Origin of the sequence: Rhizorhabdus histidinilytica (assembly GCF_900167915.1) — a bacterium.
Taxonomy (GTDB): domain Bacteria; phylum Pseudomonadota; class Alphaproteobacteria; order Sphingomonadales; family Sphingomonadaceae; genus Rhizorhabdus; species Rhizorhabdus histidinilytica.
In genome coordinates, this window is record NZ_FUYM01000027.1 from 1 (window position 1) to 17,072 (window position 17,072).

17 protein-coding genes are annotated in these 17,072 nt (G+C 68.7%); 14 read left to right on the plus strand and 3 right to left on the minus strand.

Annotation, left to right across the window (positions count from 1 at the left end; translation table 11 throughout):
* The first annotated feature begins 158 nt into the window (after nt 1–158).
* Nucleotides 159–1,481, plus strand: coding sequence for an LLM class flavin-dependent oxidoreductase (locus B5X82_RS25280; RefSeq protein ID WP_079651115.1), 1,323 nt, complete (start codon nt 159–161; stop codon nt 1,479–1,481).
* Nucleotides 1,482–1,515: 34 nt separating this feature from the next.
* On the opposite strand, the gene B5X82_RS25285 is transcribed toward B5X82_RS25280, so the two are convergent.
* Nucleotides 1,516–2,112, minus strand: coding sequence for an FMN-dependent NADH-azoreductase (locus tag B5X82_RS25285; protein WP_079651116.1), 597 nt, complete (start codon nt 2,110–2,112; stop codon nt 1,516–1,518).
* A 75-nt stretch (nt 2,113–2,187) separates the two neighbouring features.
* On the opposite strand from B5X82_RS25285, the gene B5X82_RS25290 reads away from it, so the two are divergent.
* Nucleotides 2,188–2,562, plus strand: coding sequence for a winged helix-turn-helix transcriptional regulator (locus tag B5X82_RS25290; RefSeq protein WP_079651117.1), 375 nt, complete (start codon nt 2,188–2,190; stop codon nt 2,560–2,562).
* Between the two features lie 250 nt (nt 2,563–2,812).
* Nucleotides 2,813–5,155 carry a TonB-dependent receptor gene (locus tag B5X82_RS25295; protein ID WP_079651118.1) on the plus strand — a complete coding sequence of 781 codons (2,343 nt, stop codon included), beginning with the start codon at nt 2,813–2,815 and terminating at the stop codon, nt 5,153–5,155.
* A 90-nt stretch (nt 5,156–5,245) separates the two neighbouring features.
* On the opposite strand, the gene B5X82_RS25300 is transcribed toward B5X82_RS25295, so the two are convergent.
* Nucleotides 5,246–6,757: a tetratricopeptide repeat protein gene (locus tag B5X82_RS25300; protein WP_079651119.1), complete on the minus strand. Its 1,512-nt coding sequence runs from the start codon at nt 6,755–6,757 to the stop codon at nt 5,246–5,248.
* 17 nt (nt 6,758–6,774) lie between these two features.
* Here B5X82_RS25300 and B5X82_RS25305 point away from each other — a divergent pair, with 17 nt between their 5' ends.
* From B5X82_RS25305 to B5X82_RS25345, 9 genes are read left to right on the plus strand one after another with little or no spacing between them, the layout of a single operon-like run.
* Nucleotides 6,775–7,092 carry a putative quinol monooxygenase gene (locus B5X82_RS25305; protein WP_079651120.1) on the plus strand — a complete coding sequence of 106 codons (318 nt, stop codon included), beginning with the start codon at nt 6,775–6,777 and terminating at the stop codon, nt 7,090–7,092.
* On the plus strand, nt 7,089–7,880 hold the full coding sequence (locus B5X82_RS25310) for an SDR family oxidoreductase (RefSeq protein WP_079651121.1): 792 nt from the start codon (nt 7,089–7,091) through the stop codon (nt 7,878–7,880). Before B5X82_RS25305 ends, B5X82_RS25310 begins: the two co-directional genes overlap by 4 nt.
* The gene (locus B5X82_RS25315; RefSeq protein ID WP_079651122.1) at nt 7,877–8,638 is read left to right on the plus strand and encodes an SDR family NAD(P)-dependent oxidoreductase; all 762 of its coding nucleotides are present in this window, start codon (nt 7,877–7,879) and stop codon (nt 8,636–8,638) included. Before B5X82_RS25310 ends, B5X82_RS25315 begins: the two co-directional genes overlap by 4 nt.
* Nucleotides 8,639–8,657: 19 nt before the next feature.
* Entirely contained in the window at nt 8,658–9,113 is a 456-nt protein-coding gene (locus tag B5X82_RS25320; RefSeq protein ID WP_079651123.1) for a cupin domain-containing protein, read from the plus strand.
* A gap of 1 nt (nt 9,114) precedes the next feature.
* Nucleotides 9,115–10,413: a M24 family metallopeptidase gene (locus B5X82_RS25325; protein WP_079651124.1), complete on the plus strand. Its 1,299-nt coding sequence runs from the start codon at nt 9,115–9,117 to the stop codon at nt 10,411–10,413.
* Nucleotides 10,414–10,423: 10 nt separating this feature from the next.
* Nucleotides 10,424–11,419 (plus strand): thiamine pyrophosphate-dependent dehydrogenase E1 component subunit alpha, encoded by a 996-nt coding sequence (locus tag B5X82_RS25330; protein ID WP_079651125.1) that lies wholly within the window; start codon nt 10,424–10,426, stop codon nt 11,417–11,419.
* A gap of 11 nt (nt 11,420–11,430) precedes the next feature.
* On the plus strand, nt 11,431–12,423 hold the full coding sequence (locus B5X82_RS25335) for an alpha-ketoacid dehydrogenase subunit beta (RefSeq protein ID WP_079651126.1): 993 nt from the start codon (nt 11,431–11,433) through the stop codon (nt 12,421–12,423).
* A 14-nt stretch (nt 12,424–12,437) separates the two neighbouring features.
* Complete coding sequence (locus B5X82_RS25340; protein ID WP_079651127.1) at nt 12,438–12,677, plus strand: lipoyl domain-containing protein; 240 nt, start codon at nt 12,438–12,440, stop codon at nt 12,675–12,677.
* A 1-nt stretch (nt 12,678) separates the two neighbouring features.
* On the plus strand, nt 12,679–14,691 hold the full coding sequence (locus B5X82_RS25345; RefSeq protein ID WP_079651128.1) for a pyrroloquinoline quinone-dependent dehydrogenase: 2,013 nt from the start codon (nt 12,679–12,681) through the stop codon (nt 14,689–14,691).
* Here the strand turns inward: B5X82_RS25345 and B5X82_RS25350 are convergent.
* On the minus strand, nt 14,670–15,437 hold the full coding sequence (locus tag B5X82_RS25350; protein ID WP_079651129.1) for a TetR/AcrR family transcriptional regulator: 768 nt from the start codon (nt 15,435–15,437) through the stop codon (nt 14,670–14,672). The genes B5X82_RS25345 and B5X82_RS25350 overlap by 22 nt on opposite strands.
* Before the next feature lie 134 nt (nt 15,438–15,571).
* Between B5X82_RS25350 and B5X82_RS25355 the strand changes: the two genes are divergently transcribed.
* Both B5X82_RS25355 and B5X82_RS25360 read left to right on the plus strand, forming a co-directional pair.
* Nucleotides 15,572–16,123, plus strand: coding sequence for a nuclear transport factor 2 family protein (locus B5X82_RS25355; RefSeq protein ID WP_079651130.1), 552 nt, complete (start codon nt 15,572–15,574; stop codon nt 16,121–16,123).
* The gene (locus B5X82_RS25360) at nt 16,116–16,886 is read left to right on the plus strand and encodes an enoyl-CoA hydratase-related protein (RefSeq protein ID WP_079651131.1); all 771 of its coding nucleotides are present in this window, start codon (nt 16,116–16,118) and stop codon (nt 16,884–16,886) included. The genes B5X82_RS25355 and B5X82_RS25360 overlap by 8 nt, the downstream gene beginning before the upstream one ends.
* The last annotated feature ends 186 nt before the right edge of the window (nt 16,887–17,072 follow it).

Sequence of the window (17,072 nt, forward strand, 5' to 3'; positions counted from 1 at the left end):
GCCTATGAGGAGAACTTCATGGGCATCGTCTTCGATCCCGAGGAGATGATCGCCGCCTATGAGGCCGGTACACCCCTCGACCAGATCACACGCCGTCCAACTCTCCCCACCGGCATGTCCCCCTGGGACATGCATCGCGAATGAGGGAGGACGGAGCCATGGACGTGAAAACCGACCCCGCCCAGCTTCACCTGGGCGTCTTCGTCGCGGCTGCCGGCAACCATGTCGCCGGCTGGCGGATAGCCGGCGCGCTGACCGACACCGAGGATTTCGCCGCGTTGCTCGACATCGCTAGGGTGGCGGAGCGCGGCAGGCTCGACTTCGTGTTCTTCGCCGATTCCCCGGTGTCGTCGGTGAAGGGCAACCCCACCTTCATCTTCGGGCTGGAGCCGACGACGCTGCTCGGCGCGCTCGCCGCGACGACCAGCCGCATCGGCCTGATCGCGACGGTGTCGTCGACCTTCACCGAGCCCTATAACCTCGCCCGCGCGATCGGCACGGTCGACCGGATCAGCGGCGGCCGGGCGGGCTGGAACGTCGTCACCACCGGCCAGCCCGGCGTCGCCGAGAATTTCGGGCGCGAGCTGCCACGGCACGAGCTGCGCTACCAGATCGCCGACGAATATCTGAAGGTCGTCAAGGGGCTGTGGGATAGCTGGGAGACCGGCGCGCGCGTCGCCGACAAGGCGACCGGGCGGTTCATCGACGAGAGCAAGCTCCACGTCCTCAACCATGTCGGCGAGCATTACAGCGTCCGCGGACCACTCGGCCTCTCGCGTTCGCCGCAGGGGCAGCCGGTGATCGTCCAGGCGGGATCGTCGGGCAGCGGCCAGGCCTTCGCCGCCAAGCATGCCGAGGTGATCTTCACCGTCCAGCAGGACATCGACGACGCCAAGGCCTTCTATGCGGGCATGAAGGAGCAGGTCGCTGCGGCCGGCCGTGATCCCGACCATGCCAGGATCCTCTGCGGCCTCTATCCGGTGGTAGGCCGGACGGAGGAGGAGGCGCGTGCGAAATTCGAGGAGCTCGCCGCGCTGATCGAGCCGGGATCGGCGCTGGTGACGATGTCGGAGCGCTTCGGCTTCGACCTCACCCGGATTCCGCTCGACGGGCCGGTGCCTGACCTGAAGCCGACCGAAACCGGCCAGCGCAGCTTCCTCGAAGTGCTATGCGCCAAGGCCCGGAAGGAAGGGCTGCGCTTCAGGGACATCCATGACCTGTTCGCGTTGTCGCGCGGCTATCTGCTGCTGCAGGGGACGCCGGAGACGATCGCCGACACGATGGAGGAGTGGGTCAGGGAACGGGCGTGCGACGGCTATATCCTGATCCCCCCCTTCTTCCCGGGCGCGTTCACCGACTTCGTCGACCTGGTGGTACCGGAGCTGCAACGGCGCGGCTCGTTCCGCGCCGACTATCGGGGCGATACGCTGCGCAGCCATCTCGGCCTGCCGGAGCCCGTCCATCCCCGGGCCCGGGGGTGACCGGCGACGGAGCGCGCCGCCGCCGGGTCGATGATCAGGCGGCGGTCCGCAGCGCGACGGGTTCGAGCGCGGCGATGCGCGCCTCGGCGGCGGCGATCGCGGCGGCGCGTTGCTCGGGGCCGAAGGCGACACCCTCGGCGACGACGAATTCGGGCTGGATGCCGATGAAGCCAAGCATCCCGCCGATATGGCTCTGCGCATGTTCGAAGGCGGCACCGGGGTGGCCCTCCGAATAGAGGCCGCCGCGCGACAGCGCGACGATCGCGCGCTTGCCGCCGGCCAGGCCCTCGGCGCCGGCCTCGGTGTAGCGGAAGGTCTTGCCGGCGACGAGGATATGATCGAACCAGGCCTTGAGCTGGCTCGGCAGGCCGAAATTGTACATGGGGGCGCCGATCACCAGGATGTCGGCCGCGAGGAACTGGTCGAGCAGCGCCGCCGCCTCGGGGGTGGCGAAGCCGGCGGGGACGATGTGCGGCAGCGGGTCGGCGGCGAGGTCGCGATAGGCGACGTCGAGCGCCGGATGGAGTGTCCGGAGACGGGCGACCACCGCTGCCGAGAGATGCCGGCTGGCCGAGGCTTCGCCTTGGATCGAGGAATCGAGGTGGAGGAGTTTCATGCGGGGACTATCCATTTCTGCTGAAGTCCCCATCTAGCTAGGAAGGTCGGCGCAACCGGCCAAGAACGCATATTTTTGGGGCCTAGTCACATGGATATGACCTCCTCCGTCCTGGCGCATGGCGATTGCATGCGGGTCAGCGGCTTGTTGGCGCGGATCGGCGACCGCTGGACGCTGCCCGTCATCGTCACCCTCCATGACGGTCCGCTGCGCTTCAACCAGGTCCGCCGCGCGGTCAGCGGCATCTCGCAGCAGATGCTGACCCGCACCCTCCGGACGCTCGAGCGCGACGGCATGGTCGGACGGACCGTCCATCCCACCGTTCCCCCGCAGGTCGAATATGCGCTGACTCCGCTCGGCCGCTCGCTCGCCGCCGAAGGGCTGCGGCTGGGCAATTGGGTGCGCGACCATATCGCGGAGATCGACGAGCATCGCGGCGCCTTCGATCGCCGGCAAGAGGGCTGATAGTGCGGCCTGCGCCGCCGTTACGCTCTTTATCGTCTATACAATAATTTTATCCCACTGAGAAAGCTGGGTAATTTCCCGGCGTCGACGATGCGTCCTCGCCACGTAAAATAAAAAGCAGTCATGCATGTTTTTTCCTCTTCCCATAAATGAACATATATGATCCTTTATGGGGGTGGCTGAGAGGCCACCGACGAAAGAGGCCGATTCGCTCATAAGCGGCGAACGGGCACAAGGGACGGAGGACGCTATGAAAGAGTTTCTCCGGGGCGCGACGCGCGTCCTGGGAACGGCGACGATCGCCTTCTTGACATCCACCAGCGCGACCGCACTGGCCCAGACAGCCACCCCGCCGACCGCGCCCGACCAGGCCGAGGACCGGCAAGGCCAGGCCGCCGGGCTCGAGGACATCGTCGTCACCGCGCGGCGCGTCGCGGAATCGCTGCAGGAGACCCCGGTCGCGGTGACCGCTTTTTCCGCGGCCGCGATCGACCGCAAATTCGCCACCGACATCCGCGCGCTCGCCGGCGACGTGCCCAATGTCGTCATCACCAACGTGCCGGGCTTCAACGCCGCCTCGATCGGCATTCGCGGCCAGTCGACCGGCGATATCATCCTGACCTTCGAGCCCGCGGTCGGCGTCGTCGTCGACGATTTCGTGCTGGCGCATGTCCAGACCCAGCTGTTCGACCTGTTCGACATCGACCGGATCGAGGTGCTGCGCGGCCCGCAGGGGACATTGTTCGGCAAGAACACCGTCGGCGGCGTCGTCAACGTCATCACCAAGCGGCCGGAGAAGGACTTCGGCGGCGAGATCCGGCTCGGCTATTCCAGCTTCCGGACCAAGGACGTCAAGGCGGCGATCAACATCCCGCTGTCCGACAATCTGTTCTTCCGCGCCGCCGGCTCCTTCCAGGAAAGCGACGGCTATTACCGGCTGACCAAGACCAACAATGTCGACTTCATCCCGGTCGACGTGCCGGCGCGCGGCCAGCGCTGGGGCGGCACCCGCTATTTCAGCGGCCGCGCCAAGCTGCTGTGGGAGCCGGGGCCCGACACCAATGTGCTGCTGACCTATGAGATGCTGCGCGACCGCGGCGATTCGCCGCCCAGCGTCAACGAGACGCCGAAGGGCTTCCTGTTCGACGTGGTCGGCTTCCCCGGCATCCAGACGACCGGCGGTAGTCCCTTCGACACCGGCACCACCTTGTGCCGGGGCGACATCAACGCGGCGACCTGCCCGGGCACCCTGCTCGGCCACCGGATCGACGTCGACGGCGGCTATCTGCGGGTCGAGCATAGCTGGGCCGATGTTGGCGCGCTGACTGTGGTCGGCGGCTATCGGCGGGTGAAGTCGATCCTGCCGTCCGACTATACCGGCGAGAGCGCCTATCTGTTCGTGTCGACCCGCAACGACGTGCGCGAGCAGTACAGCGTCGAGGCGCGCTTCTCGTCCGACTTCTCGGACCGGATCAAGTTCACCGCCGGCACCATGTACTGGGGCCAGACGCTCGACGCCAAGGCGACGTCGTTCCTCGGCTTCCTGCGCTTCCTGGGCGATCCCACCGCGCTGACCGATCCCAACCAGTCGACCGCCAACTACAAGGTCGACAGCTATGCGGCGTTCGGCGAGGCGGAATACAAGGTCAGCGATCCCTTCGCGGTGTTCCTCGGCGGGCGCTACACCAAGGAGAAGAAGAGCTTCTCGGTCCGGCCGCAGGTGCGCCGCTCGATCATCGCGACCGGCTTCTGGCCTGAATATTCGGACAGCGCCAGCTTCTCCAAGCCCACCTTCCGCGCCGGCTATCGCTGGCAGATCGCGGACGGGATCAACAATTATTTCACCTATAGCCAGGGCTACAAGTCGGGCGGCTACAACGAGCAGGCGATGTCCGCCACCTCGGCGCTGCCGTTCAAGGAGGAGACCGCCGACAGCTTCGAGCTGGGCCTGAAGACCGAGACGGCCGACCGCCGCCTGCGCTTCAACGCCGCGGCCTTCTACGTCCGCTACGACGATCTGCAGCGCGACGCGGTGGTGCCGTTCGTCGATCCGATCACCGGCCTGCCGGGACAGGAGACGCGGACCACCAACGCCGGCAAGGCCGAGGTCTATGGCCTTGAGCTGGAGGCGAGCGCGGTCCCCGTCGACGGCCTGACGCTGAGCGCGTCGCTCGGCTGGCAGAAGGCGAAATATCTGGAGTTCTTCACCGACATCGACGGCGACGGCGTCAACGACGACGCCTCCAACCTGAAGCTGCGCAACGTGCCGAAATGGACGGCGAACGCGTCGGCCAACTATGCCTTCCCGCCGACCGACTGGGGGCAGGTCAGCCTCAACGCCGACGTCAACTACCAGTCGCAATATGAGTCCGTGACCCTCAACGCCCCCTATACCCAGGGGCAGGCGCGGACCCTGGTCGGGGCGAGCATCCAGTGGAATGATCCGACCGAGCGTTATCGCGTTTCGATCTTCGGTCGCAATCTGCTGGACGAGACCTATCGCGTCTCGGCCAATTCGGTCGCGGGCCTGTTCAATTTCACCAACTATGCTCCGCCCCGTTCCTACGGGATCGAGCTGGGCGTGAAATTCTGAGCAGTCGCGGCGGTGGCCCGGTTCCGTTCCCCGTCGTCCGTCATCCCCAAGCCTCGCGGGCGCGGGGGACGGGCCGGGCCGCCGAATCTCTCAGCGCCGCAGGCGATGCGGCTGGCCGGTGCCGTCGGGCACCAGGTCGAAGGCGAAGCTGATCCGCGGCTCGCGTCCGCCGAAGGGCAGGGTGCAATGCCACAGATGGGAGGGGAACAGGATCATCCGGCCGGGGCGCGGCTCGCGCAGGTGGCGGGTACCGCCGCCGCCGAGCGCATCCGGCAGCGCGCCGATCGCGAACCAGCCCTCCTGCGGCTCGGCCAATTCTGCCGGGAAGGCCGGATAATAGACGCCCGACAGCCAGTTGGGCGCATGGATATGCGGCTCCACCGCGCCGCCCGGGCTGAGGATCGTGCCCCACAGCGTCAGCGCCCACCGATCGGGCCGGGCGCGCAGCCAGACATGATCCCCGTCGCCCACCGCCGCGGCGTGACGGCCGAGCGCCTCGCGCGCCAACACGGCGAGCGCGGCGATGGCGGGCGTTCCGGCATCGGCCAGCTCGTCGCTCTGCCGTCCCGCGCGGGTGACGAGGCCCTCGGGCTCGAAGGTCAGCGACGGATGGGCGGCGAGCTCGGCCGCAAGCGCGGCGTGGAAGGCGCCGAGATCGTCGAAGCCGGGCGCCGCATCGATGTCGATCACCGCGACGAAGCGGTCGAGCGCCATCAGCGCGGCGAGCGTCTCGGTGTCGCCCAGCCGCTCCAGCGCGGCGCATTTCAGCGCGAGCGGCGTGGTGATGCTCGGCGAGGCGGCGAGCAGCCGGTCGCACAGCGCCAGCGCCTCAGCCGGCTCGCCCGCGCGCAGCAGCGCCATGGCGAGGTTGATGCCGATCGGATGATTGAGCCCGCCCTTGTCGAGTGCCGCGCGGTAGAGCTCGATCGCGCCGGCCAGGTCGCCGCGCCGGTCGCGCAGCCCGGCGAGCTGGTTGGCGGCGCGCGGGTGGCCGGGCAGGCTGCCGAGCACCGCGCCGGCTATCCGCTCGGCCTCGGCGCCGCGACCCAGCCGGTCGAGCGCGTCGACCCGGTTGAGCGCCGCCTCGGCATAGCCGGGGCGCAAGGCCAGCGCGCGGGCATAGGCCTGCTCGGCCTCGGCGGCGCGGCCGGTGCGCGCGAGCGCCACCCCCAGATTGTTCCAGGCTTCGGCATGGTCGGGCTTCGCCGCGACCGCCGCGCGCAGCGGCGCCTCGGCCTCCTCCGGCCGATCCGCCGCGATCAGGCAGGAGCCGAGATTGGCGAGCGTGACCGGCGCGCCGGGGCGCAGCATCAGCGCGCGTTCGAGCGCGGCGATCGCGGCGTCGAAACGGCCCGCCTGCTTGAGCGCGACGGCATGGTTGCCGAGCCGCGCGGGATTGTCCGGGTCGGCCGCCAGCGCCGCCGCGAAATGGCCGAGCGCCTCATCGATGCTGCCGCTTCGCTGCGCAGCAATTCCCGCGACCGTCAGCACGTCGGCATCGCCCGGATGCGTCGCCAGCAGCCGGGCGACCAGCGGCCGCGCCGCCTTCGGGTCGGGGCCCTGGGCCAGCCGGGCGGCCTCCTGCAGCAACTCCATGGGCATCGGAAGGAACTCTCCGAATGATCGGCGTGATGATGATCGTCCGGACCAAGCCGGGACGCGCGCGTGAGTTCGCACGTCTGACCGCGAAGCTCCAGCGCGATGTTCGCGCGAACGAGCCGGGCGCGCTGATCTGGCAGGTGATGCGCGCCGACGACGACCCGGACCTGTTCTACTTCACCGAGCTGTTCGCCACCGCCGAGGCGCACGCCGCGCACCCCGGCATGCCCTACCACGTCGCCATGTCCGCCGCCGGCTGGGACTGCGTCGAGGGCGAACCGGAGATCCGGCTGTGCACCCCATTGACCGACAGGGACATCGAAGGAGAGAGTGAATGATCGGATCGCTGGAAGGGCGCGTCGCCCTCGTCACCGGCTGCACCGGCGGGATCGGCAAGGTGATCTCCTCGGCACTGGCCGAGGCCGGCGCGACGGTGGTCGGCGCCGACATGCTCGACGATGGCGGCGCCTTCACCGAGGCGGTGCCGGACGGCCGCTACCTCAGGCTCGACGTCACCGACGAACAGGACTGGCGCAAGACGATCGGCACGATCGACGCCGAGCACGGCCGGCTCGACATCCTCGTCCATGTCGCCGGCATCGTCGTGGTCGAGAAGATGGTCAACACCACGCTCGAACAATGGCGGCGGCAGATGGCGGTCAACGTCGACGGCCCGTTCCTGGGCACCAAGGCCGCGGCCGAGCTGATGGCGCGGACCGGAGCGACGCTGCCCCACGGCAGCTCGATCATCATCATCTCCTCGGTCGCGGGGCTGATCGGCTCGCCGCTGCACGCTGGCTATTGCGCGTCGAAGGGAGCGGTCCGCCTGTTCGCCAAGGCCTGCGCGATGGAGTTCGCGGCGCTGGGGCAGAAGATCCGCATCAACACGGTTCACCCCTCGGGCGTGCGGACCGGCATGGTCGACCACATCCTGCAGCGCTTCATCGACGAGGGCTTCTTCGCCTCGCTCGAGGATGCGGAGAAGGGGATGGCGCCCGCCCACCCGATCGGCCGCATGGCCGACCCGATCGATGTCGCCAAGGCGGTGCGCTTCCTGGCGTCGGACGAGTCCGGCTACATGCTCGGTTCCGAACTCGTCGTAGACGGCGGCTACACCGCGCAATGAGCCGCTTCGCAGCCAAGGTCGCGCTGGTCACCGGCGGCACCTCCGGCATCGGCGAGGCGGTGTCGCGCCAGCTGACGGCCGAGGGCGCGCGCGTGACGGTGCTGTCGAACGTGCCTCAGGCCGAGCTGGATCGGGCCGCGAAGGACGGGGCGATCGCCGCCGGGCGCCATGTCGACATCGCCGACGCCTCCGCCGTCGCCCGCGCGGTCGAGGAACTGGCGGAGGCGGTCGGCCCGGCCGACATCCTCGTCAACAACGCCGCTATCTGGGCGCCCAACCCGGTCCCCGAAAGCCCGTTGTCGCTGTTCGACCGGCACATCGACGTCAACCTGAAGGGCAGCTTCTACGTCACCCAGGCGGTGCTGCCGGCGATGCTCGCCCGGCGGGCGGGCTCGATCATCTTCGTCGGGTCGGTGTCGGGCATCGCCGGCCGGGCCGGGGACAGCGCCTATTCGGCATCGAAGGCCGGCGTCGCGATGCTGGCGCGGACGCTGGCGGCCGAGCTGGGGCCGCGCGGCATCCGCATCAACTGCGTCGCGCCGGGATCGGTCGCGACCCCGCTGACCGCCGGGCTGCGCACGCCCGAGGGCGAACGGGCGATCGCCGCGCTGATGGAAAACCATCCCTCGCCGCGCGGCGCCTTCTTCATGGACCCCGCCCAGATGGCGGAGGTCGTCTGCTTCCTCGCCGATCCGCGATCGAGCGCACTGCATGGCGCCGTGATCGTCGCCGACGAGGGGCTGACCGCGACGATGTGACGGGACGAGGAGAGGAACGATGACCATGGACCATGATGCCGGCAAGACCGGCGACCTGATCGTCAACATCGCCGACGCCAGGGCCCACCAGCTCGGCCAGGGCACGACGATCCGCCTGCTGCGCTACAGCGAGGAGACCGGCGACTGGGTGCTGTGGGTGGAGATGCAGCCGGGCGCGACCTTCGCGCCGCACTGGCACCTCGGCCACGGCCAATATTTCGTGACCAGGGGCGAGCTGATCTACGACGTCGGCTCGGCACCCGCCGGCACCTATGGCTATGAGCCGATCGGGTCGCGCCATGCCGAGGCGCGCTGCGACGAGGTCACCGAATATCTGTTCATGGGCCACGGCGCCGTCGCCTTCACCGACGAGGCGGGCGAGGTCCGCTTCATCCTGAACCACGAATTCCTGCGCGATCTCGACCGCGGCCTGCACCAGCCCGACATCTCCAACGACGCGCGCGAGGTGGCGTGACATGGCCAACGCCCGCGTCGACCGCCTCCGCATGATGCTGGCCCGCGAAGGGCTGGACGCGGTGGTGCTCAGCCACCCCCACGATGTCCGCTACGCGACCGGCTATCACTCGATCCTCGAACGCTGGACCCAGATGGAGCCGTTCGCCGCCGCGATCGTCTTCGCCGACCCGGCCAGGCCCGCGATCCTCGTCATCCCCGAGGCCAATCTCGGCATCGTCGCCGTGCTCAACCGCGACGGACCGCACTGTACGTTCGACGAGATCCGCAGCTTCGACATGCTGAACTTCTGCGAGGTCAGCCGCTATGTCGATCCGGACCGCAACGGCGGCCAGCTCGCCGAGGATGCGATGGCGATCGCCGGCGCGATCCGTGGCACGTGCCAGCCCGATATTGCCGCCGCGATCACCGCCGCGCTCGCCGACCATGGCATGGCGGGCAAGCGGATCGGCTTCGACGAGCATCGCGTCTCGGCTGCGGTAGCGCCGAAGGTGCCGCACGACTATCGCGACGCGCTCGACTTCATGATGCGGGTACGGGTGGTCAAGACCGGCGAGGAGATCGAGCGCTATCGCGCCGTCGGCCGGATGGCCGATCGGGTGATCGCCCATGCCGGGTCGCTGCTCCACGAAGGCGCCGACTGGAACGGCGTGCAGGCGGGCATCTGCGATTTCATGGTGCGCAATGGCGTCATCCCGGTCGACGAGGGGGCGATGCTGTTCGGCGGCTCCTATGACGGCGACGACTTCATCCCCGACCTGTTCCGCACCCCCGGCAAGCGCGCGCTGCGCCGGGGCGACATCGTCATCCTCGAGACGCAGGGCGTGCTCGACGGCTTCTGGATCGACATCAATCGCACCGCCGTGATCGGCCGGCCCTCGGCCGACTATCAGCGGCTGCACGACATATTGCGCGACGCCTTCCTGATGATGGTCGATCGGCTGCGGCCGGGCGTATCGACCAACAGCCTGCCGGCGATCGGCTACGAGCATCTCAAGGCCAAGGGCGTCCCCGCGCCGGAGAAGCTGCTGGTGGTCGCGCACGGCATCGGCCTGATGCCGCTGGAGATTCCGCTCGCCTATCCGGCCGCCGGCCTCGCCGGGGTCAAGCAGGGCTTCGTGATGGAGGAGGACATGCTGATCAGCCTCGACAGCCTGTTCTTCGGCGCGAAGCTCGGCCCCTGCCACATGGAGAATGTCTACGCGATCACCGCCGGCGCACCCGAGCCGATGTACGCGGCGCCGCTCGAACTGATCGTCGCTGACCACGCCCCCGCCGACCGTGCTTCCGAGCCTGCCTGAAAGGACCATCATGACCGACGGACAGAATGACCGCAGCCTCGAGAAATACCGCCGGATGCAGCGCATCCGCCAGTTCGAGGACCTCGCCGAGGCGATCCACGCGCAGGGTGAGATCCCCGGCTCGCTCCACACCTATGCCGGGCAGGAGGCATCGGGCGTCGGCGCCTGCATGGCGCTGAACGACACCGACTATATGGTCGGCACCCACCGCAGCCACGGCCACCCGATCGCCAAGGGCGCGAAGCTCCGCCCGCTGATGGCCGAGCTGCTCGGCAAGGCCACCGGCATCTGCAAGGGGAAGGGCGGGTCGATGCACCTGTCCGACTTCTCGGTCGGCAGCCTCGGCGAGACCAGCATCGTCGGGTCGGGCGTGCCGGTCGCGGCGGGCGCGGCGCTCGGCTCGAAGCTCCAGGGCAACGGCCGGGTCGCGCTGTGCTTCTTCGGCGACGGCGCGACCAACGAAGGCGCCTTCCACGAGGGCATGAACCTCGCCGCCGTCTGGGCGCTGCCGGCGATCTTCGTGTGCGAGAACAACGGCTATGCGGTGTCGACCCCGGCCAGCGCGACGGTGCCGGTCAAGGATGTCGCCGAACGCGCCCGGGCCTATGGCATGCCGTCGATCATCGTCGACGGGCAGGACGTCGACGCGGTCGAGGCGGCGGTGGCCGAGGCGGTCGGGCGCGCCCGCACCGGCGGCGGGCCGACCCTCGTCGAGACCAAGACCTATCGCTATGCCGACCATGCGGTGAACATGGGCCGCATCCTGCTCGACCGGGGCGGCGAGGTCGACGAATGGCGCAAGCGCGACCCGCTGACCCTCTACCGCGCCAAGCTGATCGCCGGCGGGACCGCGGCCGCGCTGCTCGACGCGATCGAGCGCGAGGTCGCCGACGAGGTCGCCGACGCGCTGCAGTTCGCGCGCGACAGCGCCTGGCCCGAACAGGCCGAGGCGTTCGACGACGTGTTCGTCGACCGCCTGCCGATCCCCGACTTCATCACCGCCTGAGGAGAGCAGACATGGCAAAGGCGACCTTCCTGGAGGCGATCCGCCAGGCCCAGTATGAGGAGATGAGCCGCGACGAGCGCGTCTTCATCATGGGCGAGGACATCATCTGCAACGTGTTCGGCACGACGACGGGCTTCGTCGACGCCTTCGGAACCGAACGGGTGCGCGACACGCCGATCTCGGAGAACGGCTTCATCGGTGCGGCCGGCGGGGCAGCGATGGTCGGCATGCGGCCGATCGTCGACGCGACGATCTCGTCCTTCCTCTATCCGGCGATGGACCAGATCATGAGCATCATCGCCAAGTCCCGCTACATCTATGGCGGGCAGGCGCGGCTGCCGCTCGTGATCCGCAGCTGCCTGTTCTACGGCAACTCCAATGCTGCGCAGCATTCCGACCGCAACTATTCGATGTTCATGAACGTGCCGGGGCTGAAGATCATGGTCCCATCCAACGCCTATGACATGAAGGGCATGCTCAAGGCGGCGGTGCGCGACGACGATCCGGTGCTCTGCTTCGAGGATTCGACCTGCTGGATGTCGAAGGCCGATCTGCCCGACGATCCCGATTTCCTGATCCCGCTCGGCAAGGGCGACATCAAGCGCGAGGGCAACGACGTCTCGATCATCGCGATCGGCGGCGCGGTGCCGCTGGCGCTCAAGGCGGCGAACGACCTCGCCAGGGATGGCATCTCGGCCGAGGTGGTCGACCCGCGCAGCCTGGTCCCGCTCGACAAGGAGCTGATCCTCCGGTCGGTGCGCAAGACCGGCCGGGCGATCACCGTCGATCCCGCGCACCAGACCTGCAGCGCGGGCAGCGAGATCGCCGCGCTCATCGCCGAGCGGGCGTTCGACGCGCTGCGCGGGCCCGTGCTGCGCGTTGCCACCGCCGACACGCATCTTCCCTTCTCTCCCGCGATCGAGAAGGCGCTCTATCCGTCGCCCGAGCGCATCGTCGCGGCCGCCCGCCAGCTGGTCGGTATTCGCCAGCCCGAAAACGCCTGAAGGGAGACGCAAGCGTGGCCAATATCAAGGTGCTGCTGCCCCAGTTCGGCATGGGCATGCAGGAGGCGGAGATCGTCCGCTGGATCAAGGCGGTCGGTGACAGCGTCGAGGCCGGCGAGCCGCTGCTCGAGATCGAGGCGGCCAAGACCACGGTCGAGGTGCCGTCGCCCGGTGCGGGGACGCTGACCGAGATCCTCGCGCAGGAGGGCGACACCGTTGAGGTGCGCGCCCATATCGCGACGATCGTGGCCTGACATGGCGCGGGGGCGTGGGCTGGGGAAGGCGGCGCTCGCCGTCGCGGCGCTGCTGCTGCTGCTCGCCTATGCGGTCGCATGGGGCGTGAGGCTCCTGCCGCCGCTGGGGCCGCTGCGGATCACCACCCATTCCCCGGCGGAGACGCCGTGGGACCAGTGGGGCGCGACCGCCGGCGGCACGCGCTTCACCCCCGCCGCCCAGATCACCCCCGGCAACGTCGCGCACCTGACGGTCGCCTGGCGCTATTCGACCGGCGAGCTCGCGCGCCGGCCGGAGGGGATGCAGGTCAACAGCACCAATGAGACCACTCCGATCCTGGCGGGCGGATCGCTGGTCACCTGTACGCCGTTCGGTCGGGTGATCGCGCTCGATCCGGCGACGGGGCGCGAGAAATGGGTCTATGACGCGAAGATCGATCCCCGCTTCAAGCTGCCCGACCAATATATCTGCCGCGGCGTCTCGCAATGGCGCGACGCCCGCGCCACGGACCCGGCCGCGAGCTGTGCGACCCGTATCATCCTCGCCACCGTCGACATGCGCGTCATCGCCCTGGACGCCCGGACCGGGCGGCCCTGCGCGGGCTTCGGACAGGGCGGCACGGTGCGGGTCGATCCCGGCAAGCTCCACCATGTCGGCGAGGTCAAGCTGGCCGCGCCGGCGGCGATCGTGCGCGACAGCATCGTCATCGGCACCTCGGTGCTCGACAATGTCCGCGCCAACGCGCCGCGCGGCATCATCCGCGCCTTCGATGCGCGCTCGGGCCGCGAGATCTGGACCTTCGATCCGATCCCGCAGGAAGGCGGACCGGATCGCGACTGGATGGGTGCAAGCCGCCACACCACCGGCGCCGCCAATGTCTGGTCGGTGATCTCGGGCGATCCCGAACTCAACATGGTCTATCTGCCGACGTCGAGCGCCTCGCCCGATTATTATGGCGGCCTGCGCCCCGGCGACAATCGCCATGCCAACAGCACCGTCGCGCTCGACGCTTCGACCGGCAAGCTGGTCTGGGCCCGGCAGCTCATCCACCACGACATCTGGGATTACGACACCCCGGCCCAGCCGACCCTGATCGACATCGATCGCGGCGGCCGGCGCATTCCCGCGCTCGTCCAGCCGACCAAGCAGGGCTATGTCTTCGTCTTCGACCGGCGTACCGGCAAGCCGCTGTTCCCGATCGACGAGGTGCCTGTGCCGCAGGGCGGCGTTCCCGGCGAATGGCTGTCGCCGACCCAGCCGCGCCCGCGCCTGCCCAGGCCGATCGTCCCGCAGAAGATCACCCCCGACCAGGCCTGGGGCTTCACCCCCTGGGACAAGGCGAAGTGTCGCGACCTGATCGCGCAATATCGCTCCGAAGGGCTGTACACGCCGATCACCGAGCGCGGCACGATCACCTATCCGGCCGCTTCTGGTGGCGCCAATTGGGGCGCGGGTGCGATCGATCCGGCGCGACAGATATTCTTCATCAACTCCAGCCGGGTCGCTTCGGTGATCAAGCTGCGCAAGCGCAAGCCCGGCGGCAGCAGCACCGTCCAGCTTTCGGCCACCGAGGACGTCTCGCCGATGGCGGGCACGCCCTATGAGGTGAAGCGCGAATGGCTGCTCTCGCCGCTCGGCGCGCCCTGCACGCCGCCGCCCTGGGGCGGGCTGACCGCGATCGACCTGAAGACCGGCGCGACGTTGTGGGATGTGCCGCTCGGCACGATCAACAACAGGCTGCCGGTCCCGCTGCCGTTCGATATCGCGCTCGGCACCCCCAATATCGGCGGGCCGGTCGCGACGGCGGGCGGGGTGCTGTTCATCGCCGCGACGATGGACCGCTATCTCCGGGCGATCGACATGAGGACCGGCAAGGAGCTGTGGCGAGACCGGCTGCCCGGCGGCAGCCAGACCACGCCGATGAGCTACATGGCCGGCGGCCGCCAATATGTGGTGGTCGCGTCCGGCCAGCATATGTGGTTCCAGACGCCTCGCTCGGACGAGATCGTCGCCTATGCCTTGCCGATGAAGTGAACCCCGGCGTCGCGCTCGGCCCGGTTGGTCGAAGCCGCCGCGCCGATCGCGCTCATCCCCAGCGCGCGGTGCTTCTCGCCGAGCAATGTGACATAGGCGCGCCGTTCGGGGCCGTCGAGGACGAGGATCGCGCTCTTCAGGAAATTGGCGTGGAGCTCGAGGCAGCAGGTCGGGCCATCGATCGAGCCGACCGCCCAGCGATGGTAGACCACGAATTCGGTCTCCACCAGTTCTTGCGCGATCCGTTCGAGATCGAGACCGGTGCAGCTGTGGCCGGCACGGATTTCGCGGTCCATCCAGTTGCGGAACCGGTTATAGGCGACCGAACCGAGCTCGCGGATCGCCGCCGGGCGCGGCACCGACGAGAAGAAGAAGTCGATGACGGTCCGCGCATAGAGCGAGTCGCGGTACATTTCGGAGACCATCCAGTCGAGCTCGGCAAACACGACGTCGATGGTGTAGTCCTTGTTCATGCGCGCGATATGGGCCCGCACCTCGCGCAGCCGCTCGGCGACGGTCGCGAAGATCACCCCCTCCTTGTCGCCATAGAGGCGATAGAGGGTGCGCGGCGCGACGTCGGCCTCGCGGCTCAGCCGATCGATGGTCAGCGCGTGGACCCCGCCTTCGCCCAATATCTGATGCGCTCGCTCGATGATCCGCTGGCGACGTTCGGTCATGCCGGGGCTGCTGTACTTCCGCCGGGGGCGCGGCACCTTCGGCTCGGGATCGTCCGGGATCGTCGTCATCGTCTTGGAAGATTAGTCGCTAAACGCCGCAGCGTCACGGTCGAAGGAGAGGCCGAAGGCCATTGGCAAGCCGGGGCGTTATCGCCATAGTCGCGATAATAAAAGCGGCAATGCTGATTTTTTTTGAGGATGCCATGGACCTTGCGCAGAGGCTCGACCGGATCGAGTCGGAGGCGGCGATACGGCGGCTGGTTGCGGCCTATTGCTTCACGATCGACGATCGCGACCTGCCCGCCATCGCCGCGCTGTTTGCCGCCGATGCGCGGGTCGCGTCGGAGGACGGGGTGATGGAGGCGCGCGGAGTCGACGCGATCATGGCGCAATATCATCGGCGCTTCGCGGTGCTGGGGCCGGGCGCCCATTATATGCACGACGTGCTGATCGACTTCGACGATGCCGATCCCGACCGCGCGGCCGGCCGCGTCTCGGGGCATGCCGAGCTGTGGCGCCGCGACCGGATGATGGTGGCGGCGCTGCGCTATCGCGACGTCTATGTCCGCACCCCGGCGGGTTGGCGCTTCGGCGAACGGGTCATCGGCTTCCTCTATTATGTCGACGCCGCCGACTATCCCGGCATCCTCGGCCATCGCGACCGCAACCGCGCCTATGACGCGCCGCTGCCGGCCGACTTCCCGGAGGCGCTGCCGGGCTGGGCCAGGCAGGCGGAGGGCGCGTCGCATGGCTGATCCCGCCGCGTCTGTCACGATCGAGGACCATGGCATGATCCGTCTGATCCGCATCGAGCGGGAGGCGCGCAGCAATGCGCTCGACGCCGCCGCCTCGATCGCGATCGACCGGGCGGTGGACGAGGCCGAGCGTGATCCGGCGGTCCACGTCCTGTTGCTGACCGGGGCGGGCGATCGCGCCTTCTGTGCCGGCATGGACCTGAAGGAGGCCGCCGAGCGCGGCGCGGGGCATGGGCTGATCCCCGGCCGGGGGTTCGCCGGACTGACCGAGCGGCGGCGCAGCAAGCCGCTGGTTGTCGCCGTCAACGGCGCGGCGGTGGCCGGTGGGTTCGAGATCGTACTGGCCGCCGACATCGTGGTCGCCGCCGACCACGCCCTGTTCGCGCTGGCCGAGGTCAAGCGCGGCATGTTCGCTTTCGCGGGCGGGGTGCAGCGGCTGGCGCGCGCCGTCCCGCGTGCGACCGCGTTGAACCTGATCCTGACCGGCGAGCCGATCGCGGCGGAGCGCGCCTTCGCGCTGGGGCTTGTATCGGAGGTCGTACCCGCCGACCGGCTGGCGGCGCGGGCGATGGAGATCGCGCGGGAGGTTGCGGGCTTCGATCGCGACACCGTCCGCCGCGCGCTCGCGCTCCACGATTTCGCGGCCGATGCGCCGATCCACGAGAGCCTCGATTTCGGCCGCCGCTATGGCGAGGAGACGCTCGGATCGGCCGCCGAACGGGCGGCGGTCCGCGCCTATGTCCAGGGGGGCGCCCGGCCCTGATCCCGCCCCTTGAGGCTGTTGCTTTTATGCAACGGTTCCAAGTGTTCCGCATATAAAATGATCGCGAGGAAACCCAATCGCGATAGCGTCGCGTGTGGATGGCTCCCGCGTTGCGGTGCGATTTTCTGACGTTCTGACATGCCATATCGAGTGCAGTCGCGTGTCCGGCCTTTATGTGCAGCCTTT